The sequence below is a fragment of the Halorientalis regularis genome, assembly GCF_023698535.1.
GTDB lineage: Archaea > Halobacteriota > Halobacteria > Halobacteriales > Haloarculaceae > Halorientalis > Halorientalis regularis.
Genome location: NZ_JALJCL010000001.1, coordinates 113,332 through 136,682, shown reverse-complemented (window position 1 = coordinate 136,682; position 23,351 = coordinate 113,332). Strand labels below are relative to the sequence as shown.

The window sequence follows — 23,351 nt, the reverse complement described above, 5'->3', positions numbered from 1 at the left end:
CCGACTCACGCCTCGACCATCGCAACGGGCCGCACCCACCCGGCGCTGGCGTCCTCGATCTTCACCGGGAAGGTGACGACGGGCACGTCGGTCCGGCGGGGGAGGTCGTCCAGGTTCGCCATCTTCTCGATTTGGCAGTACTCGACCTCCCGGCCGGCGAAGTGCGCGGGCCAGAGTTCGGCCTCGTCGCCGCTTTCGACGTAGCGCCGCCCCATCTCGTCGAAGGGCTTGTCGAAGCCGTACGCGTCGGTCCCGATGACTTTCACGCCCTGTTCGACGAGGTGTTTCGTCGCCGCCGCGCCCATGCCGGGGAACTCGGTCAGGTACTCCGGCTCGCCCCACAGCTCGTCCGCGCCGGTCTCGACGAAGACCAGTTCGCCCGCCGAGAGGTCGTGGCCGAGGTCGTCGAGGCGCGCGTCGATCATCTCGGGCGTGATCTCCGCGCCCGCGTCGAGATCGGTGAAATCGAGGACGACGGCGTTCCCACAGCACCACTCCAGCGGGATCTCGTCGACGGTCCTGGCGGGGTCGCCCTCACACTCCGGGCCGTAGTGCCACGGCGCGTCGAGGTGGGTGCCGGCGTGGGGGATCGCCGTGATCTCCTCCCACGCGAGCCCCTGTCCGTCGGGGAAGTCATCGCCGTGGACGTCGTGGCCCAGCTCGCGGAGGTTCTCCGCGAGCCGGTCCGCGCCCGCCTCGTGGTCCATGTACGCGATCTCGGGCGGGAACGGCTCGCTGTCGACGCCCGGTTCGAGGCCGACGCTCAGGTCGATCAGCCGCTTGCCGTCGAAGTCCATGGGTCCAGGTCGGCCACCGTCGATAAGTGGTTTTCCCGGGCTCAGGTCAGCCGATCGCCCAGCGCGGGGGCCGCGACGACGCCGCCGCCCGCGACCGCGGCTCCGGCGAACGCGATCGGCGCGGGCGGGCCGAGGACGTACAGCGCGCCGAACAGGCCGCCGACCGGGATCAAGACGAGCGCGCCGACGAGGGTCGCCCGGCGGGTCGCGGACCGGTCCGGCGTGGCGTCGGCGACGGCCCGCCACGCGAGCCACGCGCCGACGGCCGCCCCGGCCGCGGCCACGCTCTCGCCGGAGCCGTCGAGGACGAGCCCGGCGGCCCCCGCCGCGACCGCGACGGCGAGGACGCGACCGGGGGCGACACCCCCCGCCGCGAGCCGGTAACAGACCCACAGCACCGCGAGACCGAGACCGACTCCAGCGAGCACGTCCACGGTGTAGTGGACCCCGAGGACGAGTCGCGAAGTCGCGACGACCGCGACGACGACCCCCGCGACGCCGAAGCGCACGCGGTCGCACAGGCCGTCGTGGACCAGCGCCGTCCCGCCCCAGACCATCGTCGTCCCGAGCGCGTGGCCGCTGGGGAACCCCGGCCCGGTGCCGGTGGCTGCGCTCTCGAAGACCGCGGCCAGCACGGACGGGAGCCACGCCACCGCGGGCGCGTCGGCGGCACCGGGCGGTCGCGGGAGGCCGAAGACGGCCTTGACCGCGCCGACCAGCGCGACGTAGGCGAACACGAGCGCGAGGACGAACAGCCCGCGCCGCCTGTCGACGCTCGAACCGGGGAGGACCGTCCCGGCGACGTAGAGCGCGCTCCCGAGGGCGAACAGGAACCACACGTCCCCGAGTTGCGTGAGGAGAGCGAACAGCGCGATGGCGGCCACGTCGGCCCCGCCGTGCAGGAACTCCGTGACGCCGACGCCGCGCCCGATTCCGGCGTGCATGTTACAGGATGACCTTCCCGAGCGCGCTCGTGGCGAGTTCGACGGCGAGTTCGGCGGTCCGGTTGTGCCGGTCGAGGATGGGGTTGACCTCGACGAGTTCCATGCTCGCCAGTCGGCCAGGTTCGGCGGCGCGTTCGGCGATGATCTCCATGGCGGCGTGGGCTTCGCGGTAGGAGACGCCGCCGCGTTCGGGGGTCCCCACGCCGGGCGCTTCGGTGGGGTCGAGCCAGTCCAGATCGAGGCTGACGTGGACGCCGTCGGTGCCGTCGGTGGCGATGTCGAGCGCTTCGCCGACGACCTCGGTGACGCCGCGGGCGTCGATGTCGGTCATGCTGTAGGCGGTCACGTCGCTGTCGCGGATGTTCGGCCGCTCGGCCTCGTCGATGCTCCGGAGGCCGACCAGCGCGACGTTCTCCTCGGAGACGTTCGGCGCGGGAGCCCAGTCGGTGTCGGCGAACGAGCCCTTCCCGAGGACGGCGGCGAGGCTCATCCCGTGGACGTTGCCACTGGATGTCGTCGCCGGTGTGTTGAAGTCGCCGTGGGCGTCGAACCAGACGAACCCCGTCTCAGCCTCGCGCGAGACACCGCTCGCGGTACCGATGGCGATCGAGTGGTCACCGCCCAGAACCAGGGGGAAGTCACCACCGGCCACGGCGTCGTCGACCTCGTGTGCGAGCCGAGTACAAACAGTCTCCGTCTCGCCGAGGAACTTCGCGTCGCCCGACGCCGGGGCCCCGCTATCGGGGTCGGTCCCCTCGGGTCGCGGGACGTGTACGTCACCCCAGTCGGTACAGGTCACGTCCAGGCCCTCGATCTCTTCGGCCAGGCCCGCGTAGCGGATGGCCGAGGGGCCCATGTCGACGCCACGTCGGTCCGCCCCGAGGTCCATCGGGACGCCGATGATCCGCACGTTCCGATCCATCACCTCGACCACTCTCGCGGATCGACAAAACTACTGGTACTGTGCACAGACCTGCGCGATACCCTCCTCGAAGGAGATCTGGGGTTCCCAGCCCGTCGCGTCGTTGATCTTCGAGTAGTCCGCGCAGGTGTCGTGGACGTACACGTCCTCGGGGATCGGGTTCTCGACGTACTCCGGGTCGATGTCGGTCCCCAGTTCGTCGTTGAGCATCTCGACGACGGTGTTGAACGAGTACGCCTCGCCGGTGCCGAGATTGTAGATGCCGGTGAGTTCGTGGTCGGCGGTCAGTTCGATGCCCCGAACGATGTCGTCGACGTGCGTGAAGTCGCGGGTTTGCTCCCCGTCGCCGTACAGCACCGGCGACTCGCCGCTGGCCATATCGTCGGCGAACTGCGCGATGACGTTGGCGTACTCGCCTTTGTGTTCCTCCGCGCCGCCGTACCCCTGGTAGACCGAGAAGAATCGCAGGCCGGCGACGTTCATGTCGTGGTAATTGGCGAAGTACTCCCCGTAGCGCTCGCGGCCGAGTTTGGAGGCCTCGTACCCGGTGTTGACGCTCACGGGCATGTCCTCCGGCGAGGGTTCGGTTCGGGAACCGTAGATCGAGGAGGTCGTCGCGTAGACGACCGTCTCACAGCCCGCCCCCCGCGCCTGTTCGACGGTGTTGACGAACCCCTCGACGTTGACGCGGGCACCGCGCTGTGGGTCGTCCTCGTGCATCTGGAGCGAGGAGAGCGCGGCGAGGTGAAAGACCACGTCCACGTCGACGGGCAGATCGTCGTCGAGGACGCTGGCATCGACGAATTCGACGCCTGCGTCCAGGTTCTCGGGCGTTCCGAGATAGCCGTCGTCGAGCGCGATGACCTCGTTGTCGGTAGCCAGATGGTTCGCGAGGTTCGAGCCGATGAACCCCGCACCCCCCGTGACGACTACGCGTTTGTCCTGCATATCTGGACATCTTAGTCGGCCATCAAATGTGTGTCGTTTCCCGGAACATGTGACGCGAATCGGCGTCTGCGGACCTGTAACACCTATGTTTCCGGACACGTCCGCAAGCACTCGTTTATCCGCCGGGTTTATGGAAAGCTACAACGAACGTCCCCGCATGTCATCAATCGAACTCACGCCGAGCCAGAAGAACATCCTCCAGGAGCTGGTCAATCTCCACCGACAGTCCGAGAGCGCGGTCAAAGGCGAAGATATCGCCGAACAGGTCGACCGGAATCCCGGCACCATACGGAACCAGATGCAGAGCCTCAAGGCCCTCCAGCTGGTCGAGGGTGTACCCGGGCCGAAAGGTGGCTACAAGCCGACTTCCAACGCCTACGAGGCGCTCCAGGTCCAGAACATGGACGAGGCGGCGGACGTGCCACTCAAGCACAACGGCGAAGCGGTCCCCAGCGCCAACGTCGAGGAGATCGACCTCACCAGTGTCCACCACCCCGAGGAGTGCCGGGCCGAAATCAAACTCCAGGGATCGATCTCGGAGTTCCACGAGGGCGACACGATCACCGTCGGCCCGACACCGCTGTCGAAGCTCCGTATCATCGGCACCATCGAAGGGAAAGACGACACGAGCAACATCCTCATTCTCACTATCGACGATATGAAGGCCCCCGTCGGCGAAGTCGAGAAGTGATCTCCGCTCGTCCAGTAACCGTTGCTACTTTTCCGATCTTTCGGACACCCAGTTGTCCGACTGCCCGTCGAAACCTCGGCAGTCGTCGCCGCTAGTCGGTCAAACCCCAGTCATCGAAACGGGCGCTCGTATAAAAACTGACGACATGGCGACGGCGATTTCAAAGCCTTTGTATCGGGTGACTCCCGAGGTGCGGGTATGACTGACGACGTCGTCGTGCTCGGCTCCGGATACGCCGGTGCAGGCGCGATCAAGAGTCTCGAATCGGAAGTTGGTAGCGACGCTGATATCACCTGGATCTCCGACGTCGACTACCACCTCGTTCTCCACGAATCCCACCGCTGTATCCGGGACCCGAGCATTCAGGAGAAGATCACCATCCCCGTCGAGGACATCAAGTCGCCCAGCACGCGCTTCGTCCAGGGCGAAGTCGCCCACATCCACACCGACGACCGCACCGTCGAGCTGGCCGACGACTCCGAGGTCGACTACGACTATCTGCTCGTCGCACTCGGCTCACAGACTGCCTTCTTCGGCATCGATGGGCTCGAAGAGTACGCCCACACGCTGAAGGGCCTCGACGACGTGCTCGGTATCCACGAGGACGTGAAGGAGGCCGCCCGCGAGGCATCACAGTCCGACCCCGCGCAGGTCGTCGTCGGCGGTGCCGGCCTGTCGGGCATCCAGAGCGCCGGCGAGATCGCGGAGTTCCGCGACGACCACCGCGCGCCCATCGACATCCACCTCGTCGAGGGCCTCGACGAGATCTTCCCGGGCAACGACCCCGAAGTGCAGGGTGCCCTGCGGAAGCGTCTGGAAGCGCTGGACGTGAACATCATGACCGGCGAGTTCATCGGGGAAGTCGACGAGGAGACGGTCTACATCGGCGACGAGACCGAACTCGACTACGACGTTCTGCTCTGGACCGGCGGCATCACGGGCCAGGACGCCGTCACCGACGTGGACCTCGAACAGGACGAGCGCAACCATCGCATCAACACGGGCATGAACTTCCAGACCGAGGACGAACGCGTCTTCGCCATCGGTGACTGTGCCCTCATCGACCAGCCCGGCGAGAACCCCGCGCCGCCGACGGCCGAGGCCGCCTGGGAGGCCGCCGACCACGTGGGCAAGAACATGGCCCGTGCCATGCGCGGCCAGCCGCTGGACGACTGGACGTTCAAGAGCAAAGGGACCGCCATCTCCGTGGGTGAGGACGCCGTCGCTCACGACGTGATGTTCATGCCGATGGAGACTTTCAGCGGGTTCCTCGCACGCAATCTGAAGAAAGCTATCGCCGCACGCTGGATCTCCTCGGTCACCGGCCCGGGCCGCGCGATGAAGGCCTGGCCCGACATGTAACCTCCTGTTGACCCAGAATCACTAAGCGGATCGGGAGACGACGCGCTCCCATGGAATCGTGGACCCCTCGCGAGGCTACCCGGAACGCACCGCTCGTTTTCTTTCTCTCACTGGCCACCATCGTCCCGCTGGAGCCCCTGGTCTTCGATTCGACGGCGACCGTCCTCGAAGCGGTCCGCCGGGGCCTCCCGACCGCAACCGGACTCGCCGTCGGATTCGCCTTCGTCCACCTCGCTCGCTGGCACTACGAACGGAAGGCGGCCTGAGCAACCACCCCGGTGACGCTACCTTTTTGTCATCCGTCCGTGAAGTCTGCGCTGTTCGTGCCACGTCGACCGAATCTGTCCGGGGGGCTCCCCGATATTCCGTTCCTGTCCCTGCTCAAACGGAAGTTCCCGTTCACGATCCTCCTGATCGCGGGCGTCGGGTGGGTGCTCGTGACCAACGGGGTCCGGATCGAGGAGGTGTTTGGCCCGTCGCCGAGTCCGTTCAATCCGCTCTTTCACCTCTCGAACCAGTTCTTCCACGCGAGCCTCGACCACTATCGGGGGAACATGCTGGTGCTCGTCCCCCTCGGAGTCGTCCTGACGTTGTTGACGAGCGACAAGCACGTCCTCGCCGTCGTCGTCGGGGCCGACGCACTGGCGAGTTTCGTCTACCACGTCGGGTCCGGTCCCGTGGTCGGGTCCAGCGGGATCGCCTTCGCCATTATCGGCGTCCTGCTCGTCAGGACCGTCGGCGATGCCATGCAGAACGCGTCGATGGAGTGGCTGGTGGCCATCATGATCGGCCTCTTTCTCCCCTTCTTCCTGGTGTTGTTCGTCGTCGCCGTCGCCCTCCACGGGGCCTGGGTCGCCCACTTCGGGCACCTGCTGGCCTTTTGCTTCGGCGGAATGTGTGAAGCCGCGTTCGTCGTCGTCGGGCACGCGAGCGACGACCGACTCGTGTTGTCGTGGTAGCTCACTCGATCCCCAGCCCGGCGTGCCACTCGCTCGCGGCCGACTCGGCGACGCGCTCGTCCATCTGCGCCAGCAGATGCGTCGCGAGACTCGCGGTCTCGGCGGCGCGCCGCTCGCCCTCGGTCCGGAACTCGCCGGTGACGCGGTTGGCGTAGACCGAACAGACCGCCCCCGCCCGGAGGCCGTAGACGTTCGCCAGCGTCAGGATGGCGCTGGCCTCCATCTCGAAGTTCAGGACGTTCGCCGCGCGCAACTCCTCGACCAGCCCCTCACTCCCGCGAGCCTCGAAGTTCTCGAAACCCGGCCGACCCTGGCCCGCGTAGAACGAATCCGTCGAGCAGGTCAGGCCGACGTGGTAGTCGTAGTCCAGTCGCTCGGCGGCGGCGACGAGGGCGGCGACGACGGCGTGGTCCGCGACGGCTGGATAGTCTTCGCGCACGTACTCGTCGCTGGTCCCCTCCTGGCGGACCGCGCCACGGGTGATCACGAGGTCGCCGACGGCCGCCTCCTCCCGGATCGCACCGCAGGATCCGACGCGGATCAGCGTGTCCGCACCCACGCGAGCGAGTTCTTCGACCGCGATGGCCGCCGAGGGACTGCCGATACCCGTCGAGGTGACCGAGATCGGTGTGCCTTCGTAGGAACCGGTCGCGGTCCGGTACTCGCGGTGACGGGCCACCTCCTCGCTGTGGTCCCACGCGTCGGTCACCTTCGGGACGCGCTCGGGATTGCCGGGGAGCAAGACGCTGTCGGCGACATCGCCGGGTCCGACTTCGAGGTGGTACTGCTCGGCGTCGTTGGGGTCTTCGCTGTCCATCTCTACTTCCCCAGGGTCTCGGCGCTGATCGCGTCGGGCAACAGGTCGCCAAGCCGGTACTCGGGCGTCGCGTCACCCTCGTCACAGACCACGACGAGGTCGTCGTCGCAGAACTCTACGAGTGTCTGCCGGCACATCCCGCAGGGGGTCACGCCGTCGCGTTCGCTCGACGAGACCGCGAGGCGGTCGAACTCGCGGTGGCCGGCTCCGACCGCCTTCCCGACGGCCAGTTCCTCGGCGTGGAGACTGTTACTGTAGTTGGCGTTCTCGATGTTACACCCGGTGAAGACGGTGCCGTCCGCGGTCCGGAGTGCGGCTCCGACCCGATACTCCGAGTAGGGAACGTGTGCGTCGTCTCGTGCGGCCCGCGCACGCTTGACCAGATCCTCCATGGCCGGACCCGACGGGACGGCCGGACAAATACCTAGCCCGACTCCGCAGCGAGAACTGACGGACGATTTATGAGGGACTACTGACAACGGACGGGCATGCGGTACACGCGTTCGCTCTATCGGTCACTGGTGGGGACCTATTGCACGCTGGTCGTGGGGCCGTTCGCCGCGGCACTGGCGGGGGTAGCCGGCCTCCCCGACCCCTGGATCAGCCTGGCAGTCGCCGGCCTCGTCGCCGGCGGACTCGGGTACTGGGTGAGTGATCGTCTCGACGTGGAGCGGCTGGCCACGTCGCTGCCGCTGGCCGTGCCGCCCGTCGTCCTGCCGCTGGGCTATCTCGTGTGGCTCATCGCGCTCCTCGCACACAATCCCGGGATCAGCCCGCTGACGTTGCTGGGCCGACCGGCGACGCTCGGCGTGTTGGCCGTCGGACCGGCGGTCGCGCTGGTCGAACTCGGCACGCGCTCGGTGACAGTCTCCCGGATCGAGGCCGCTACCGTCCTCTACAGCTTCCGGACCCGTCCAGACAAGCGGGAACGCCGGATCACCTACGGCGCGCTGGCCGTCGGGCTCGGTGCCGTCGCCGGCTTGCTCGGGGTGCTGGTGCTGTCGGGGCAGGCGTCCATCGCGGCGGTCCTCGGACTGCTCGTCGTCGTGTCGCTCGCGCTGGCCGTCCTCCGGTCCGACGACCGGACGGTCGTCGTCACCGACGCCGGACTGGCCGTCGACGGTGCGTTCACCGGCTGGGAGGACGTGGACTCGTTCACCGTCGCCGAAGACTCGCTGGTGATCCGGCCACGCGGCTGGTTCACCGACGTGTACCGGCTCGACCTCTCGTCGGGCCCCGATCCCGACCAGCTGCGGTCCACGTTCGAGAGCCACGCCAGCCGCTAGTCCACGGCGCGTTCGACGGTCGCGACCGCGTCCGAAATCAGTGCGTCCACGTCCTCGCTCTCCGCGTAGATTCTGATGTACGGTTCCGTCCCGCTCGGTCGGACGAGTAGCCACGACGCGTCCGGGAACGCGAGTCGAACGCCGTACTCGGTCTCGACGCTGGCCTCCGGAAACTGCTCGGGGAGCCGTGTTTCGAGGGTGGCCATCGCCTCGGCTTTGGCCTCCTCGGGACACCGGACGTTCTCTTTCCGGTAGGGTCGTTCGGTCACCGGTTCGGTCAGTCGATCCAGTCCCGACGCGGCGACGAGTCGCGTGAGGACGGCCGCGCTGACCACGCCGTCGATCCAGTCGCCGAACCCGGTGTGCATGTGTTTCCACGGTTCGGCTGCGAACACGACCTCGGTCTCTCCGGTGCCGTCGGTGCGGGCCGTGGCCAGTCCTTCGTGGAGGATACCGAGTGCCGTCCGCTCGACGCGACCGCCCGCGGCCTCGACACGCTCGTCGATCCGTGCCGAGGCGTTGGGCGTCGTCACGACGACCGGGTCACCCGCGGCGCTCTCGCGCACGTATCGCTCGGCCAGAATCGCCAGCACGGTGTCCTCGTGGACGATCTCGCCCGCTTCGTCGACGAGGACGATCCGGTCGGCGTCCCCGTCGTGGCCGATCCCGAGGTCGGCGTCCCCGTCGGCGACGAACGCCCGGAGGTCGGCCAGGCTCTCCGGCGTCGGCTTGCTCTCCCGGCCGGGGAAGTGGCCGTCGACGGTCGCGTTCAGGGCCCGCACGTCGGCCCCGAGCGCCCGGAGGACCTGGGGCGTCGCGACACTGGCCATCCCGTTGCCGCAGTCGACGGCGACCGTCAACCCCTCGGGGACCGCGCCGAATCCCTCGGCATAGGTCGCGACGGCCTCGCGGTAGCGCTCCAGTACGTCGAGGTCCGTCGCTCCACCCCAGGCGTGCCAGGCCACCGGATCGGATCCCTCGGCAACGCGCTCCTCGATCCGGGCCTCGGCGTCGTCACTGTACTCCTGGCCATCGACGAACAGTTTCAGCCCGTTGTCCGTCGGCGGGTTGTGGCTGGCAGTGATCATCACGCCACGGCGGCCCTGCGAGGCGCACGCGAGCGCCGGCGTCGGGACCTGGCCGATCCGTCGGACGGTCGCGCCGCCGCTCTCCAGGCCGGCCGCGACCGCCGCCGCGAGCGCCTGACTCGTCTCCCGCCCGTCGCGTCCCAGGACGAACTCGTCGCCGTCGGCCGCCGCCGCGCGACCGACCGACAGCGCCAATTCGGGGGTCACCCGCTGGCCGACCGGGCCGCGGACGCCGGCCGTTCCGAACAGTTTCATAGCTACCGAGAGCGGCGACACGCACTTAGAGGCAGGCGGTCCGGCCGTGGGTCGGACCGATCAGAGTTCGACGCCGGAGGGGATCAGCGAGTGGTTTCGGCGGAGGTCGCCCTCGTCGTCGTAGACCAGCAGCGTCCGCTTGTCGGTGGTGTAGCGGTCGCCGCCGGCAACGTCGATTTCGAGGCTGTAACAGCCGGGGGCGTCGCTCTCCTCCTGGCCGTAGGCCTTCGCGGCGTCGACGAGGTCGAGGATGTCGTCGGCGTCGGCGTTGACTTCGAGGACGAAGTCGCCGGTCAGTCGTTCGGTGATGGCGAGCACGCCGTCTGCGTCGGGGTCGTCGACAGGCGTCTGGAAGCGAAAGGCCAGGTCGAGGTCGGTCCCGGGTGTCAGGCGCGTCTCGAGTTCGTCCGACGGGCCGTCGTACTCGATGTGTACCACCGGTTGCTCGACCGGATCGTCCGCCACGTCGTGCAACTCGAGCGTGAAGTAATCGCGCCTCATTCAGTATCACAACCTACGTCGTCCGAACCAATGAACGTAACGCCTGTTTCGGGGCGACCCCGAAGATGTTCCCCGCGGCGTGGGGATTTTTGACGGACGCGTTCGGGAGGGCTGGTATGGTCTGGGTGAAGTCGGAGTACGCCGAGGAACTCGCCGTCGTGTCGGCCTGGTTGAGCGCACTCGTTCCGTGGTCGATCTCCGTCTCCATCGGCGAGATCCAGGGCGGATCGCTGATCGAGTTTCACTTCCCGTTCCTGTTGCTCCGGGTCCTGTTGGGCATCGACGTGCCGGGGCCGAACCCGCTCATCATGCCGCCGTGGGCGGCCATCGGCTACTACAGCGACGCACCTGGCCCGCTCCCCTTCGCCGTCTGGACCGTCGGGGCCGCCGTCGTCGGCATCGCGGTCCTGCTGAGCCTGGCGATGTACGTCTTCGAGGATCGCTTCCGGACGGCCCGGCGGGATCCCGTTCGTATCATGGGCGGCCTCCTGCTCGTCGCCGCAGTCCTCCACACCGTTGCCAGCGGGCTCCTCCAGTTCGGCGCACTCCCCATCGCAGGCCTCGCGACCGACGCCTTCCCCGGCATCCTGTTGCCCGTCGGCGTCGTCTTTCAGTTCGCCTTCGCCTACACTCTGCTCCGGGTCGAACGTGTCGGCGACCCCGACGTCGACACCCCCGGTGCCGACGCGGAATCCGAGCCCGCTGATGCCGGCGAGATCGGCGAGAAGTGATACGCGTGTCCGCTCCAGACCTGTCAGTTTCCGCGATTAAACGGACGGAAACGAGATGCGAATTTAAGTAAGTGGGTCCGTAAGCGCCAGTAACGCATCCGCCGGGCGGCGAGGTCGATCCATGGCAGGACAGAACGCGAGTGCCGGTGACGAGGTCGGTGAGTCACGAGTCGAGGAGGTACGCCGCTGGCTCTCCTACACCGCCGACCTGCTCCGGGGGACGACGCTCCCGGTCCAGAACTACGACCCGGACAAACACGACCGGCTCATCTCCTTTTCGGGCCTGCCGGGCTACGAGGAGACCGACCGCTACTGGCTGAACGTCCCCTTCTCGTTCGTCTCGATCAACTACGACCACGAGGACGACAAACACCTCTACCACGTCGTCGAACCCAAGCTGGACGAACTGGAGGCCGACCTGCTCGACCGGCTGGCCGAGGACATCCGCGAACCGCTGTTGTACCGCGAGGACGTGGCCGACGACCCCGAGGCGGCACTCCGTGAGGAACTTCAGGACCGCCTCGAGGAGTACGGCGTCGACATCGAGCTGGAATCGTACTACCGGCTGTTCTACTACCTGCACCGACGGTTCCACGGCTACGGGCAGATCGACCCGATCATGCACGATCCCCACGTCGAAGACATCTCCTGTGACGGGCCGAATCTCCCCATCTTCGTCTATCACGACGACTACACCGACGTGGAGACCAACGTCTCCTTCGAGAGCCAGGAACTGTCGAACTTCGTCATCCAGCTAGCCCAGCGCTCGGGCCGCCACGTCAGCGTCTCCGACCCCGTGGTTTCGGCGACCCTGCCGGACGGCTCCCGGATCGAGCTGGCACTGGGCGAGGAAGTCACGCCCCGCGGCTCGGCGTTCACCATCCGAAAGTACGCCGACGAGCCGTTCACGCCCATCGACCTGCTGGAGTACGGCACCGCGAACCTCGATATGCTCGCCTTTCTCTGGCTGTGCATCGAGAACAATCGCTCGCTCCTCTTTGCGGGCGGGACGGCGGCGGGAAAGACCACGTCGATGAACGCGGTTTCCATGTTCATCCCGCCGCGGGCGAAAGTACTGACCATCGAGGACACGCGTGAACTCTCCCTGTACCACGACAACTGGCTCTCGTCGGTGACCCGCGAGCGCCTTGACGACGACGACATCACGATGTACGACCTGTTGCGCTCGGCCCTGCGCCACCGGCCCGAGTACATCATCGTCGGCGAGGTCCGGGGCGAGGAAGCGATCACCCTCTTCCAGGCGATGAACACCGGTCACACCACGTTCTCGACGATGCACGCCGACTCCGTCCAGACCGTCATCAATCGGCTGGAGAACGAACCCATCAACGTCCCGCGACCGATGGTCCAGTCGCTGGACGTGCTCTGCGTGCAGGTCCTCACGCGGAGCCAGGGCGAGCGCGTCCGTCGGATGCGCACCCTCGCAGAGATCGAGGGCATCGACCAGCGGACCGGTGAACTGGACTACTCGAACACCTACTCCTGGCGAGCCACCGAGGACACCTTCACCGACAGCGGGAGCGATCTGCTCGACGAGATCCGAGAGGAACGGGGCTGGAGCCAGTCCGAGTTGCTCAAAGAGATTCGGAACCGCAAGAAGTTCCTCAAATACCTCCGCGATGAGGGCGTCAACGACTACCGGCGGTTCACGGCGATGGTGAACAAGTACTACGCCGACAGCGCCGAGGTCCTCGACCGGATCGAGGACGCCGGCGTCGAAGTGGAACCCTGACATGGTCTCGCCACTCTCGCTCGTTCCGGCCCTCGTCGCGCTCGGCCTCGGAGCCCTGCTGGTCGCGGCCGGATCGAGCGAGTCTCTCAACAGCCGTTTGACCCGAATCTCCCGGGGCGTGTTCGGTCGGTTCGTCCACGACCGGACCCAGCGGCAGGAACTGCTACAGTCGGCCTACGTCCCGGAGACCTATCGGGCCTACGCGGCCAAGACCTACCTCTACGCGGTCCTGTTCGCCGTGCTGGGCGGGATCGTCGGCGGCTACGTCGTTGCCGGACTGATCCTCGCTATCCCGCTGATCGGCGGCCTGCTGGCGGGCCTGCCCAACACGATGACGGCGGTGCTGGGACGCCCCTCGACGTGGTCGCTCGAACTCGCACCCGACGTGTTCCTCGCAGTCGCGGTCGCCGGCGGTGTCGTCTCGTCGCTGGTGTCGGGTGCGCTGGCGTACACGATGCGGTGGCAGATGCTGGCCAGTCGCGCCGAGGCGCGCCGCCGCCGGATCAACGAGAGTCTCGCCCGGACCGTCGCCTTCCTCTACGCGCTCTCACGCGGTGGGATGCCGTTTCCGGTCATCATGCGCACGCTGGCGGACAACAAGCGAATCTACGGGGAGAGCGCCCGCGAGATGTCGGTCGCCGTCCGGCAGATGGACCTGTTCGGTACCGACATGATCAACGCCATCCGCCGGATGTCGAAACGGACCCCCAGCGAGGAGTACAAGACCTTCAGCGAGAACCTCTCGTCGGTCCTCCAGAGCGGCCAGAGTCTCCCGCAGTTCCTCCACGACCAGTACGAGCGCTACCAGGAGGAAGCAGAGGAACGACAGGAGGAACTGCTCGAACTGCTGGCCACCATCGCCGAAGCGTACGTCACCGTCCTCGTCGCGGGGACGCTCTTTTTGATCACCATCCTGCTCGTGTTCGGCCTCACGACGACCGACACGCTGGGGATCCTCCAGTTGCTGGGCTACCTGGCGATTCCGCTCGCCAACGTCGGGTTCATGGTGTTTCTGAACCAGCGACTCGAACTCCTGGGTATCGGGAGCGACGGCGCGTCGGTCCCTGACGAGTCCTCGCTCGTCGGCAGTGGCGGGACCTCGTTCGAGGGCGACGTTCCCGCCGCCGACGGCGGACACACGAACGCGCTGGCGCACAACTTCGAGCGACTGGCTATCTACGACCGGCTCCAGCGGTACAAACGCGTCCTCGGCGCCCCCATCGAAACCGTCCTGCGGAACCCGACGGCGCTGTTGTACGTGACGATCCCACTCGCAGTCGTCGTCACCGCGCTGCGTCTGCCGGCCGCGCTCACCGGTGTCGGCATCAACGTCCGTGTCCTCGACGACCTGATCATCCAGGGGCTCCTGTTCGTCCTCGGGACCTACGCCGCCGTGCGGTTCGTCCAGCAGCGCCGCCTCAAGCGGGTTGAGGCCGCGTCCCCCGAGATGCTCGAACGTCTCGCCAGCCTCAACGAGGCCGGGATGTCCGTCGTGGAGAGCTTCAACCGCATCCGCGGGAGCGACCTCGGCGCCTTGACCGACGAGATCGAACGTATCTGGGCCGACATCAGTCTCGGCGCGAACGTCGAGGAAGCGCTCGTCCGGTTTGGCACCCGCGTCCGGACCATCCCCGTCACCCGCGCCGTGACGCTGTTGACCAACGCGATGCGGGCCAGCGGGAACATCGGAGCCGTCCTGCGGATCGCCGCCACGCAGGCCCGCGCGGATCTGCGGATGAAACGCCAGCGCCGCCGGCAGATGCTCACCTATCTCGTCGTCATCTACGTCGCCTTCCTCGTGTTCCTCGTCATCATCGTCGCCGTCGAGGAGGTACTGGTCCCGAGCCTGCCCAACAGCGTGCCGACGCCGTCCTCGAACAATCGGCTCGGCGTCGACCCGAGCCAGTTCACCCGCTTCGGGAGCGTCAACAAGGCCGCCTACACCCTCGTCTTCTTCCACGTCGGGATGGTCCAGGCGTTCTTCTCGGGCCTCGTCGGCGGCCAGCTCGGTGAGGGGTCGATCCGTGACGGTGTGAAACACGCCGCCATCCTGTTGACCGTGGCCTACGTCGTCTTCGTCTTGCTCTCCTCGCCGGTCGCGTCGATGACCATGGAGGCCCAGTTCGGCGGGAAAGCCGAGGTGAACGTCGAATCCGCGTCGCTCTCGGACGGCGGGTTCATCGTCGTCCGCCAGAGCACTGCCGAGGGGAAAGTCCTGGGCGTGAGCGGGTACCTCCCCGCCGGGACCTCCGAGGACATCACTATTCAGCTGAGTCGGGAAGTCGACGACGAGGAGACGATCGTCCTGATACCGCACATGGACTCCGACGACGACCGGACCTACGACGAGGGCGAAGACACCGATACCGTCTATCCGCCCAGCGTCGACGCGAACAAGGAAGAGTTCACTTTCGGCTAACGCAACCGTCTTGAGCCACGGCCCGGAAGCCCGGACATGGACGACGACCCGGCCCGCGCGGGCGTCCGGGACACCTACGACCGGATCGCCGACCACTTTTCGGCTACCCGCGAGTACGCCTGGCCGGAAGTCGAGTCCTTTCTCTCGGACCGGGGGGGCGCGGTGGGCCTGGACCTCGGCTGTGGCAACGGCCGCCACGCCGAACCCCTGGCCGCCTCGACGGGTCGCGTCTGTGCCCTCGACGTGAGTCGCAGCCTCCTCGACGAGGCCCGCGAGCGCGTCGCGGGGTCCGACGCGAGCCAGGCTGTCCGGCTGGTGCAGGGTGACGCGTCCTCGCTCCCGGTTGCGACCGGGACGGTCGATCTGGCCGTCTACGTCGCGACCCTCCATCACCTCCCCACTCGCGAGTTACGCGTGGCGAGTCTGGACGAACTCGCTCGCGTCCTCACGCCGGAGGGTCGAGCGCTGGTCAGCGCCTGGAGTACGGCCCACGACCGGTTCGACGCGGACGAGGGGTTCGATACCACCGTGGACTGGACGCTCCCCGGCGGCGAGCGCGTGCCGCGGTTCTATCACATCTACAGCCCTGCGGAGTTCCGGGCGGATCTGGACGACAGCGGGCTAGAGCCGGTCGAGGTGTTCGTCTCCAGCGGGAACTGTTACGCGGTGGTGGCCGACGGCGAAGGGAAAGCCACATAAATTGGCACGCGGAACAGTCGGGTGTCACCTCGCGCCGCGGCGGTCCAGCCTGGATCACTGGCGCGCCCGGTCGGGGCGACGTTCGAGCGGCGATGGTTCACCGAGCGAAGCGAGGTGAAGCCCGCCGCGAGAGAAGCGAGCGGCGATGTCCTGCGGAGCGAAGCGACGCAGGGCCCGGCGCACGAGCGAACGCAGTGAACGATGTGCGGCGATGGTGAGCAAATCCGTCGGATTTGCGATCTACGCCGCGAGAGAAGCGAGCGGCGATGGTCTAGTGGTAGGACCTGAGCCTTCCAAGCTCATGGCCCGGGTTCAAATCCCGGTCGCCGCATGATTTCTCGAACAATCCGTGAGAGAAATCTGCGGCAGGAGGCGATTTGAATCCTGAGAGTCGCGCACAGCGGAGTTCTATCGAAGAAAAGCCCGCAAGAGCAGGAATTATTCGGTTCGACGCCCTGGCCAACGATGTCGAACCGACGATGTCACGGGATACCGAGTCGGCGGAGACCGGCGGCGAGACGCAGCCCGATAATTCGAACGCGGGCCGGAGCGGTTTCGACAGGCAACTGCTATCGGACCTGTTCGTCAACGTCGTCCCCATCGCCATCATCGCGGCCTTCGTCCTCATGTTCGGACTGTTTTCCTCGGGGGGAGCGGGTGGCGATCCACTCCTCCTCTTTCACGGGGCGTTGATCGGCGGGGTCGTCCTCATTAGCGTCGTCGCCGGGTGGGTCATCAGCAGGGAGGACAGTCCGCTCGAAGGGAGTGCAGCGAACGACCGCGAGGGCGAATCCGACCGGCACTGAGTTCGACCGGTCGCCGCAGGGCTCGCTCACTCCACCAGCCGCCAGCCCTCACCCGCTGCCTCGGCCACGTCGCGGCGGACCATCTCGGCCATCACCTCGTCGAAGCGGTCGGGCTGGGCGATCTCCATCTCGATACGCTCGATGCCGTGGATGGTCCGGAGTGCAGCGCGGATCTCGGTCTCCGTGAAGACCTCGCCGTCGGCTTTGCCCATCACGTCGGAGACGAGGTCGATCATGTCCTCGACGAAGTTCCAGGGGTAGACGACCCAGGTCCAGTCGGCGAGGCGTTCGCCGACGAAGTCGGGCTCGAAGGAGCTGGTGCCCAGCAACTGGAGGGTGGCGGTGCGGACCTCGTGGCAGTCCCGGTCGGTCACGTAGTCGTGGGCGCGGCTGATCGAGCCGCCGGTGTCGGCGATGTCGTCGACGATCAGTACGTCTTTCCCCTCGACCGAGCCTTCGGGCATGGGGTAGCGGACGGTGGGTTCGTCGGATTTCTCGGCCGCGCCGACGTAGTGTTCCATCTTGAGGCTCGTCAGGTCGTCGAGACCGAGGAAGTCACAGCAACAGCGGCCGGCGAACCAGCCGCCTCGGGCCAGCGCGACGACGATGTCGGGCTCGAAGTCGGCGGCCTTGATCTGATCGCTCACGTCGCGACAGAGATCGTAGATGTACTCCCAGTTCGTGATCGTGCAGTCGAATTCATCCGGCAGATCGGACACGCGTAGTCACCGTTTACCCCCCGGAGCGCCGAGAACTTGAATGCCACCGCCTGCGCTGTAGCTGGGCCGGCGGACCTGCATCCTCACGGTTCGACGTCTTCCCAGGTGTCGGAGGTGATCCGCGCGTCCGCCCGGTCCGGATAGTAGATCGAGAGCTGGCCGTCGTCCTCTGTGGCTTCGAGGTCGGGCGGGTTCTCCTGGCCGGTGTCGCGGGCAGGCTGGACCAGCGGGAGCGAGCGGTCCGGCAACGCCGGCTGTGTATCGTCGGGGCCGGTCTCCTCGTCCCGGGGGGCAGGGCGGAGACGACGGGAGTCGGCGACCTCCGTGTCGTCGACGGCGAACGCCGAGGCGAGATTCAACGACGGAAACACCGAGATGCGACGGCGCACGCTTTCGAGGGTAGACCGCACGAACCCGACCATCGCCTCCCGCACCGACCCGCCGGCACCCGATTCGTCTGCGCCTGGGGCGTCGCCTTCGTAGGGCTGTTGGGTAGGCGTGTTACCCATACCCAAAGATACGGCCGCCAGTACAAAACGATTGTGTCGGGGTGGGTCACCTCGCCGAGCGATACCATTATGTCCCGGTGCTCCGTGCCCATTCCACACCGTGACGAATCAGGGGAGCCTTGGCGACGACGCCAGCGACCGCGTGCAGGTCCTCGACGAAGACGGCCACGTCCTGGAGGGTGCGTCGGTGCCGGACCTCCCGGACGAGCAACTCGTCGAGATGTATCGCCAGTTGTGGCTCGCTCGCCACTTCGACGAACGGATGATCAGTCTCCAGCGACAGGGACGGCTCGGCACCTACCCCTCGCTGGCCGGCCAGGAAGGGGCCCAGATCGGCTCCACGCACGCCCTGGCCGACGAGGACTGGATCTCGTTCCAGTACCGCGAACACGGAGCCGTCATCGAGCGCGGGCTGGAGCCGGAGTACCTGCTCTACTGGATGGGCCACGAGCGGGGCAACGAGTGGCTCGCCGAGAAGAACGTCTTCCCGCTGAACATCTCCATCGCCAGCCACCTCCCCCACGCGACGGGGATGGCCTGGGCCTCGAAACTCAAGGGCGACGACCGGATCGTCGCCTGTCACTTCGGCGATGGGTCGACCAGCGAGGGCGACTTCCACGAGGCGCTGAACTTCGCCGGCGTCTTCGACGTGCCGGCGATCTTCTTCTGTAACAACAACCAGTACGCCATCTCGCACCCACGCGAGCGCCAGACCGCGAGTCCGACTATCGCCGGGAAGGCCGACGCGTACGGCATCGACGGCATCCAGGTCGACGGGATGGACCCCCTCGCAGTGTACGAAGTGACTCGCCAGGCCGTCCGCAAGGCGCGGGACCCGGACGACGAGCAGTGTCGCCCCACGCTGATCGAGGCCGTGATGTATCGCTTCGGCGCGCACACGACCGCCGACGACCCCTCGGTCTACCGCGACGACGAGGAGGTCGAGGAGTGGAAAGAACGCGACCCACTCCCGCGAATGGAGACGTTCCTCCGGGAGCGCGGCCTGCTCGACGACGAGCGGATCGACGCGATTCAGGAGGCGGCCCGCGAGCGGGTCGCGGACCTGATCGACGCCGCCGAGGAGTTCGACCCGGACCCCGAGCAACTGTTCGCCAACGCCTACGAGTCCGACACGGCCCGGATCCGCGAGCAACGGGAGGCGTTCCGGGCGCTCCGGGAGCGCCACGGGGACGAGGCCCTGCTGGAAGACGAGTGAGTCAGTCGGCGGTGGCCGTCTCCGCGCCCTCGGTGGGGTCGACCCGGTAGAGGATCGTGAAGGCCACGGTCGCGACGGCGATGAGCGCGCTGGCGGTCCAGAACGCGACGAACACGTCGGTGTAGTCCCAGAGCGTCCCGACGGTCACCGGGCCGACGACCTGTCCGACTTTCCAGGCGATCGAGCGCAGCGACATGCTCCCGGCGACGGCGTCGAACTGCTCGCCCTCCTCGACGAACAGTGCCATGCTCGCGGGCAAGCGGATGCTGTCCGCGACGCCACAGACGCCGAACGCGACGAACAGCGGGAGGAAGGCCGGCGGGAGCGTGACGGCGGCCGCCCCGGGAATCGGGACCGCGACCGGCGGCACCATTCCGACCGCGAATTCGGCCAGGGGAATCAGCGCCGCGCCGAGCGCGTACAGCATGGCTCCGACGAAGACGAAGCGGTGTTTCCGGCCGATCCGGTCGGTGAGGTCGCCGACGTACCCCTGCGTGAGCGCCTTCGTCAGCTTCCCGCCCGCGAGGATGCCGCCGACGAACAGCGCCGACATGCCGAACCCGGTCCGGGCGTAGATGGGCAGAAAGATCAGGACGGCCATCTTCCCGAAACTGAGGCCGAGGCGGAAGATCACCAGCGCGCGGACCGTCGTCCGGTCGAGCAACAGGCGGAACGTCTCGACGCTCCCCTGGTCGTCGGTGTCGGCCTGCCCACCGGGATCGTCCTGGAGGTGCCGGTAGACCAGCAGGCCCGACAGGAGAGTGACGCCGCTCAGGACGGCGTAGGTGAGCGTGAACCCGTAGAGGGTGAGCAGAAGGCCGCCGATCACGTCGCCCGCGAGGCTGGAGAACGCGCCGACCTGATTGTACGCACCGAGCCAGCGGCCGCGGGCGTCCTCGGGCCCGATCTCGCCGACGACCGTCGTGCCGGTGATCCAGAGGATGCTCGCGCCGAGTCCCTGGAGAATCCGGACGAGCAGGACGTGTTCGACCGCCGAGACCAGCGTGAAGCCGACGAAGGTGACGACGTTGATCCCGAGGCCGACCAGGAGGATGCGCTTGGCGTTGTTCGTGTCCACGTACCGCCCCAGCGGGAGGACGATCAGCAGTTGCGTGAGGGCGAAGACGGTTCCGAACAGGCCCTCGACGAACCCGGAGGTCGAGAACAGGTCGGCGTACAGCGCCAGGGCGATGATGATCGTCGAGTAGGCCTGGCTCCGGGCGAAGGCGGTGCTGGCGAGCGCGCGAAACTCGGCGTTTTTCAATAACCTCAGCGCACCGCCAGCATCCTCGCTCACGGTCGCGCTCGGAACCCGTGAGAATAAGAGGTTACGTCTCGACGCGGGTGTGTGTCCGGGTCGCACCCGGTCGACAGTCGGATTACAACTCGATGCGTTCGACGATCTGGTCGCCGTCCTCGTGGACGTTGAGCGCCACGATCCGGAGGCGGTCCGCCAGTCCGGAGCCGTCGACCTTGGCCTTCAGGAGGTTGTCGACCTGATAGACCCCGGCGGCGTTAGTCATCTCGATCTCGATGAGGACGGCGTTGTCCTCGCCGGGATGGAGTGAGACCGCCTTGATCGCCTGACTGGAGACGGTGTTGATGCCGCGGCCGCCGCGTTCGTATGGGATGCGCGAGCGGCCCTGTTCCATGTCCAGCGCGTCCGCGACGCGGAGGACGCCCGCCTCCAGAGTCAGTGGATCTTCCTCGACGTGATGGCAGAGAATTGCGTGCAGGACCTCGCCTTTGAGGCGAACGACCTCGGCGACCTCGTACCCGAGATCGGGGAGGATGCGGTCCAGCAGGTCCGCCGCGAGGGGAATCGAGTAGTACGGGTGTTCGTCGCGGTGGACGACGTGGCCGATGTCGTGGAGGGTCGCCGCCAGCGCGACGATGACCGGTTCGTCGGCCTCGGCGAGACCCTGCCCGGCCGCGCCGTTGAACTCCACGCCTTCGCCTTTGAGGAGGTCGTAGAGACAGAGCGCCCGGTTCCGGACGATCTCGACGTGTTTCGTGCCGTGATCGTTGTAGCGTTTTCGTGCGACCGGGTTGACGTTCTGAGCTTCGAGGTAGGCAGTAATCTCCTCGTCGTCGTCGATGTATTCGAGAGCCTCGGTGAGTCGCTCGTCGGGGAAGTTGTGGTCGCCGTCCACGTCGTACACGCGGCCATCGCCACTGGTGCCGCTATCGCCGCCGCTGGTGGCGTCACTCATGGCCGAATCCTCACGCGCGACGGAGAAAAAGACTCGGTGGGAACGTCAGGCGTCGGCGGCGGCCGACTCGACCTCGTCGTAGTCCGGTTCGACGCCGGGGTCGTCGCTGACCCACGCGTAGGTCACGTCGCCGTCGCCGTTCACGACGAAGACGGCGCGCTTGGCCACGTCGTGGACGCCCAGGTCGGCGAAGTCCATGCCGATGTCGTACTCGTCGATGATCTCCTTGTCGGCGTCGCTGATGAGACCGAACTCCAGGCCGAGCTTGTCGCGGAACTCGTTCTGGGCGAACGGGGAGTCGACGCTGATGCCGTAGACCGTCGCGCCCACGTCCTTGAACTCCGCCAGGCGGTCCTGGAACGTGTTCATCTCGTGGGAGCAGACGCTCGTGAACGCACCGGGGAAGAACGCCAGAACCAGGGGTGCGTCGTCGAGATTCTCCGAGAGCGTGAACTCGGCGATGTCGCCGTTCGCGAGCGGTGCAGTGAAGTCGGGGGCCGCGTCTCCTTCGTCTACCATGACAACCACCCCTTCGTACGGGTGTGGGATTACTGTTGTGCCATCGACGCGCCGCGAGAGCGGTCCTGTGGCCGTTGTTACGATCTACAGACGAGCAAAAAGCCTATAATTAGCCTCCGGTTATGCTCAGACACAGATGATCCCACTGTTCATTCCAGGGGCACCCGGCGGACCGGAGCTGCTGGTGATCCTGCTCATCGCAATCTTGCTGTTCGGTGCGAACAAGATTCCCGAACTCGCCCGGTCGTCCGGCCAGGCCATCGGTGAGTTCCAGAAAGGGCGTGAAGAGATCGAAGAGGAACTCGAGGAAATGAAAAACCCCGACGTGGACTCCTCGTCCGACACGTCGGCCGATGCCGACACCTCGGTCGACTCGGAAGTTGAGTCCACCAGCGAGACCAGCACGGACACCTCGAGCAGCTAGACGCGTTCAGCATCATTTTCCGGTCCACCATCCGTCACAGTGTCAACCTTGTCGACTGGAGCGGGTGCGGGCGCAACTCCCTCGAACCTGGTCGACAATCGGTCAGGCCTGCGGGTCGTTACCGCACTCGCGACACGAGAAGGCGAACTGTCCGTCGTCGGTGAGTTCCATGCCGTGGTCGGTCTCCTCCTCGCACTCGGTGCAGTACACCAGCGCGTCGAGTTCGTCCCAGTCGTGTCGGGAGTCGGGTGCGCCGATGGCGAATCCCCGAACCACGTCGTCGGTCTCGTTGCCGCCGGTCTGGTACTCGCCCGGCTCGAACCGGATGCAGCCGTCCTCGGGTACCTCCACGACTTCCTCGGGCGTCTCGAAGGTGGCCGTACCGTCGAGAATGTAGAACAGTTCTTCCTGATCGTGGTGGCGGTGCATGCCGCCGGAGAAGGATTCGCCTGGCTGGAGCTCGAAGTAGTTGAACGCGAAATCGGTGGTCCCCAGCGCGTCGGAGACGGGTTTTCGGACGGAGTGGACGCCGAGGGGGTTGTTCTCGATGCGAACGTCCTCGAGTGCGACTTTCTCCATAGGGGTTCCTGCGGTGGCTCCGATATAACCGTTGGGAGCAAAGAGCAATCGTTTTTCAACCGGACCGACGCAATTGGGAGTAGGGCGTGTGGCCTAGTGGACAGGGCGAGAGGTTCCTAACCTCTCGATCCCGGGTTCGAATCCCGGCACGCCCGTGCAGGGAGGCGCGAGCGGAGCGAGCGCCGACCGAACCG

26 protein-coding genes and 2 tRNA genes are annotated in these 23,351 nt (G+C 66.7%); 14 read left to right on the top strand and 14 right to left on the bottom strand.

Translation table 11 applies throughout. The features are described 5' to 3' along the window. Positions 1 to 5 precede the first annotated feature (5 nt). From MU521_RS00715 to MU521_RS00700, 4 genes are read right to left on the bottom strand one after another with little or no spacing between them, the layout of a single operon-like run. Positions 6 to 797: a cyclase family protein gene (locus MU521_RS00715; RefSeq protein ID WP_092687059.1), complete on the bottom strand. Its 792-nt coding sequence runs from the start codon at positions 795 to 797 to the stop codon at positions 6 to 8. A gap of 41 nt (positions 798 to 838) precedes the next feature. After that, complete coding sequence (locus MU521_RS00710) at positions 839 to 1,741, bottom strand: phosphatase PAP2 family protein (RefSeq protein ID WP_092687062.1); 903 nt, start codon at positions 1,739 to 1,741, stop codon at positions 839 to 841. Between the two features lies 1 nt (position 1,742). Further along, positions 1,743 to 2,663, bottom strand: a complete 921-nt coding sequence (gene rocF / locus MU521_RS00705; protein WP_092687065.1) for an arginase — start codon at positions 2,661 to 2,663, stop codon at positions 1,743 to 1,745. 30 nt (positions 2,664 to 2,693) lie between these two features. Then, positions 2,694 to 3,611 carry an NAD-dependent epimerase/dehydratase family protein gene (locus tag MU521_RS00700; protein ID WP_092687068.1) on the bottom strand — a complete coding sequence of 306 codons (918 nt, stop codon included), beginning with the start codon at positions 3,609 to 3,611 and terminating at the stop codon, positions 2,694 to 2,696. Between the two features lie 157 nt (positions 3,612 to 3,768). Here MU521_RS00700 and MU521_RS00695 point away from each other — a divergent pair, with 157 nt between their 5' ends. From MU521_RS00695 to MU521_RS00680, 4 genes are all read left to right on the top strand, one after another. Continuing rightward, positions 3,769 to 4,302 carry an Rrf2 family transcriptional regulator gene (locus MU521_RS00695; protein WP_092687071.1) on the top strand — a complete coding sequence of 178 codons (534 nt, stop codon included), beginning with the start codon at positions 3,769 to 3,771 and terminating at the stop codon, positions 4,300 to 4,302. Positions 4,303 to 4,500: 198 nt separating this feature from the next. Continuing rightward, positions 4,501 to 5,664 carry an NAD(P)/FAD-dependent oxidoreductase gene (locus MU521_RS00690; RefSeq protein ID WP_092687074.1) on the top strand — a complete coding sequence of 388 codons (1,164 nt, stop codon included), beginning with the start codon at positions 4,501 to 4,503 and terminating at the stop codon, positions 5,662 to 5,664. Between the two features lie 50 nt (positions 5,665 to 5,714). Further along, the gene (locus MU521_RS00685; RefSeq protein ID WP_092687077.1) at positions 5,715 to 5,930 is read left to right on the top strand and encodes a hypothetical protein; all 216 of its coding nucleotides are present in this window, start codon (positions 5,715 to 5,717) and stop codon (positions 5,928 to 5,930) included. A gap of 57 nt (positions 5,931 to 5,987) precedes the next feature. Further along, positions 5,988 to 6,623 (top strand): rhomboid family intramembrane serine protease, encoded by a 636-nt coding sequence (locus tag MU521_RS00680; RefSeq protein WP_139171024.1) that lies wholly within the window; start codon positions 5,988 to 5,990, stop codon positions 6,621 to 6,623. A gap of 1 nt (position 6,624) precedes the next feature. Here MU521_RS00680 and MU521_RS00675 read toward each other — a convergent pair whose 3' ends face one another. Continuing rightward, complete coding sequence (locus MU521_RS00675; RefSeq protein ID WP_092687083.1) at positions 6,625 to 7,440, bottom strand: nucleoside phosphorylase; 816 nt, start codon at positions 7,438 to 7,440, stop codon at positions 6,625 to 6,627. A gap of 2 nt (positions 7,441 to 7,442) precedes the next feature. Beyond that, positions 7,443 to 7,832 (bottom strand): cytidine deaminase, encoded by a 390-nt coding sequence (gene cdd, locus MU521_RS00670; protein WP_092687086.1) that lies wholly within the window; start codon positions 7,830 to 7,832, stop codon positions 7,443 to 7,445. A gap of 96 nt (positions 7,833 to 7,928) precedes the next feature. Here cdd and MU521_RS00665 point away from each other — a divergent pair, with 96 nt between their 5' ends. After that, on the top strand, positions 7,929 to 8,726 hold the full coding sequence (locus tag MU521_RS00665) for a hypothetical protein (protein ID WP_092687089.1): 798 nt from the start codon (positions 7,929 to 7,931) through the stop codon (positions 8,724 to 8,726). Here MU521_RS00665 and MU521_RS00660 read toward each other — a convergent pair. Together MU521_RS00660 and MU521_RS00655 are read right to left on the bottom strand one after the other, a co-directional pair. After that, on the bottom strand, positions 8,723 to 10,069 hold the full coding sequence (locus MU521_RS00660; RefSeq protein ID WP_092687092.1) for a phosphohexomutase domain-containing protein: 1,347 nt from the start codon (positions 10,067 to 10,069) through the stop codon (positions 8,723 to 8,725). The genes MU521_RS00665 and MU521_RS00660 overlap by 4 nt on opposite strands. A gap of 60 nt (positions 10,070 to 10,129) precedes the next feature. After that, positions 10,130 to 10,570, bottom strand: coding sequence for a DUF5793 family protein (locus tag MU521_RS00655; RefSeq protein ID WP_092687095.1), 441 nt, complete (start codon positions 10,568 to 10,570; stop codon positions 10,130 to 10,132). Positions 10,571 to 10,686: 116 nt separating this feature from the next. On the opposite strand from MU521_RS00655, the gene MU521_RS00650 reads away from it, so the two are divergent. From MU521_RS00650 to MU521_RS00625, 6 genes are all read left to right on the top strand, one after another. Then, positions 10,687 to 11,301 (top strand): DUF7549 family protein, encoded by a 615-nt coding sequence (locus MU521_RS00650; RefSeq protein WP_092687098.1) that lies wholly within the window; start codon positions 10,687 to 10,689, stop codon positions 11,299 to 11,301. A gap of 121 nt (positions 11,302 to 11,422) precedes the next feature. Further along, complete coding sequence (locus MU521_RS00645; protein ID WP_092687101.1) at positions 11,423 to 13,054, top strand: type II/IV secretion system ATPase subunit; 1,632 nt, start codon at positions 11,423 to 11,425, stop codon at positions 13,052 to 13,054. A 1-nt stretch (position 13,055) separates the two neighbouring features. Further along, positions 13,056 to 15,473, top strand: a complete 2,418-nt coding sequence (locus tag MU521_RS00640) for a type II secretion system F family protein (RefSeq protein WP_092687104.1) — start codon at positions 13,056 to 13,058, stop codon at positions 15,471 to 15,473. Positions 15,474 to 15,509: 36 nt separating this feature from the next. Continuing rightward, positions 15,510 to 16,172 carry a class I SAM-dependent methyltransferase gene (locus MU521_RS00635; RefSeq protein ID WP_092687107.1) on the top strand — a complete coding sequence of 221 codons (663 nt, stop codon included), beginning with the start codon at positions 15,510 to 15,512 and terminating at the stop codon, positions 16,170 to 16,172. 260 nt (positions 16,173 to 16,432) lie between these two features. Beyond that, positions 16,433 to 16,503, top strand: a tRNA-Gly gene (locus tag MU521_RS00630). A 148-nt stretch (positions 16,504 to 16,651) separates the two neighbouring features. Further along, on the top strand, positions 16,652 to 16,978 hold the full coding sequence (locus tag MU521_RS00625; protein ID WP_092687110.1) for a DUF6684 family protein: 327 nt from the start codon (positions 16,652 to 16,654) through the stop codon (positions 16,976 to 16,978). A gap of 26 nt (positions 16,979 to 17,004) precedes the next feature. On the opposite strand, the gene MU521_RS00620 is transcribed toward MU521_RS00625, so the two are convergent. Next, positions 17,005 to 17,697, bottom strand: a complete 693-nt coding sequence (locus MU521_RS00620; RefSeq protein ID WP_092687113.1) for a phosphoribosyltransferase — start codon at positions 17,695 to 17,697, stop codon at positions 17,005 to 17,007. An 83-nt stretch (positions 17,698 to 17,780) separates the two neighbouring features. Then, positions 17,781 to 18,206, bottom strand: a complete 426-nt coding sequence (locus MU521_RS00615; RefSeq protein ID WP_092687116.1) for a hypothetical protein — start codon at positions 18,204 to 18,206, stop codon at positions 17,781 to 17,783. A 100-nt stretch (positions 18,207 to 18,306) separates the two neighbouring features. On the opposite strand from MU521_RS00615, the gene pdhA reads away from it, so the two are divergent. Then, a complete protein-coding gene (gene pdhA, locus MU521_RS00610; protein ID WP_092687119.1) occupies positions 18,307 to 19,422 on the top strand; it encodes a pyruvate dehydrogenase (acetyl-transferring) E1 component subunit alpha in 1,116 nt (371 codons plus the stop codon). A gap of 1 nt (position 19,423) precedes the next feature. On the opposite strand, the gene MU521_RS00605 is transcribed toward pdhA, so the two are convergent. The 3 genes from MU521_RS00605 to MU521_RS00595 form a co-directional block, all read right to left on the bottom strand. Further along, the gene (locus MU521_RS00605) at positions 19,424 to 20,719 is read right to left on the bottom strand and encodes an MFS transporter (RefSeq protein WP_092687122.1); all 1,296 of its coding nucleotides are present in this window, start codon (positions 20,717 to 20,719) and stop codon (positions 19,424 to 19,426) included. Positions 20,720 to 20,801: 82 nt separating this feature from the next. Further along, positions 20,802 to 21,635, bottom strand: a complete 834-nt coding sequence (locus MU521_RS00600; RefSeq protein ID WP_092687125.1) for an HD domain-containing protein — start codon at positions 21,633 to 21,635, stop codon at positions 20,802 to 20,804. Between the two features lie 45 nt (positions 21,636 to 21,680). Beyond that, on the bottom strand, positions 21,681 to 22,154 hold the full coding sequence (locus MU521_RS00595) for a redoxin domain-containing protein (protein WP_092687129.1): 474 nt from the start codon (positions 22,152 to 22,154) through the stop codon (positions 21,681 to 21,683). Between the two features lie 136 nt (positions 22,155 to 22,290). Here MU521_RS00595 and tatA point away from each other — a divergent pair, with 136 nt between their 5' ends. Further along, positions 22,291 to 22,578, top strand: coding sequence for a twin-arginine translocase TatA/TatE family subunit (gene tatA, locus MU521_RS00590; protein ID WP_092687132.1), 288 nt, complete (start codon positions 22,291 to 22,293; stop codon positions 22,576 to 22,578). 102 nt (positions 22,579 to 22,680) lie between these two features. On the opposite strand, the gene MU521_RS00585 is transcribed toward tatA, so the two are convergent. Then, entirely contained in the window at positions 22,681 to 23,157 is a 477-nt protein-coding gene (locus MU521_RS00585) for a cupin domain-containing protein (RefSeq protein WP_092687135.1), read from the bottom strand. A gap of 82 nt (positions 23,158 to 23,239) precedes the next feature. On the opposite strand from MU521_RS00585, the gene MU521_RS00580 reads away from it, so the two are divergent. After that, a tRNA-Arg gene (locus MU521_RS00580) sits at positions 23,240 to 23,312 on the top strand. Positions 23,313 to 23,351 lie beyond the last annotated feature (39 nt).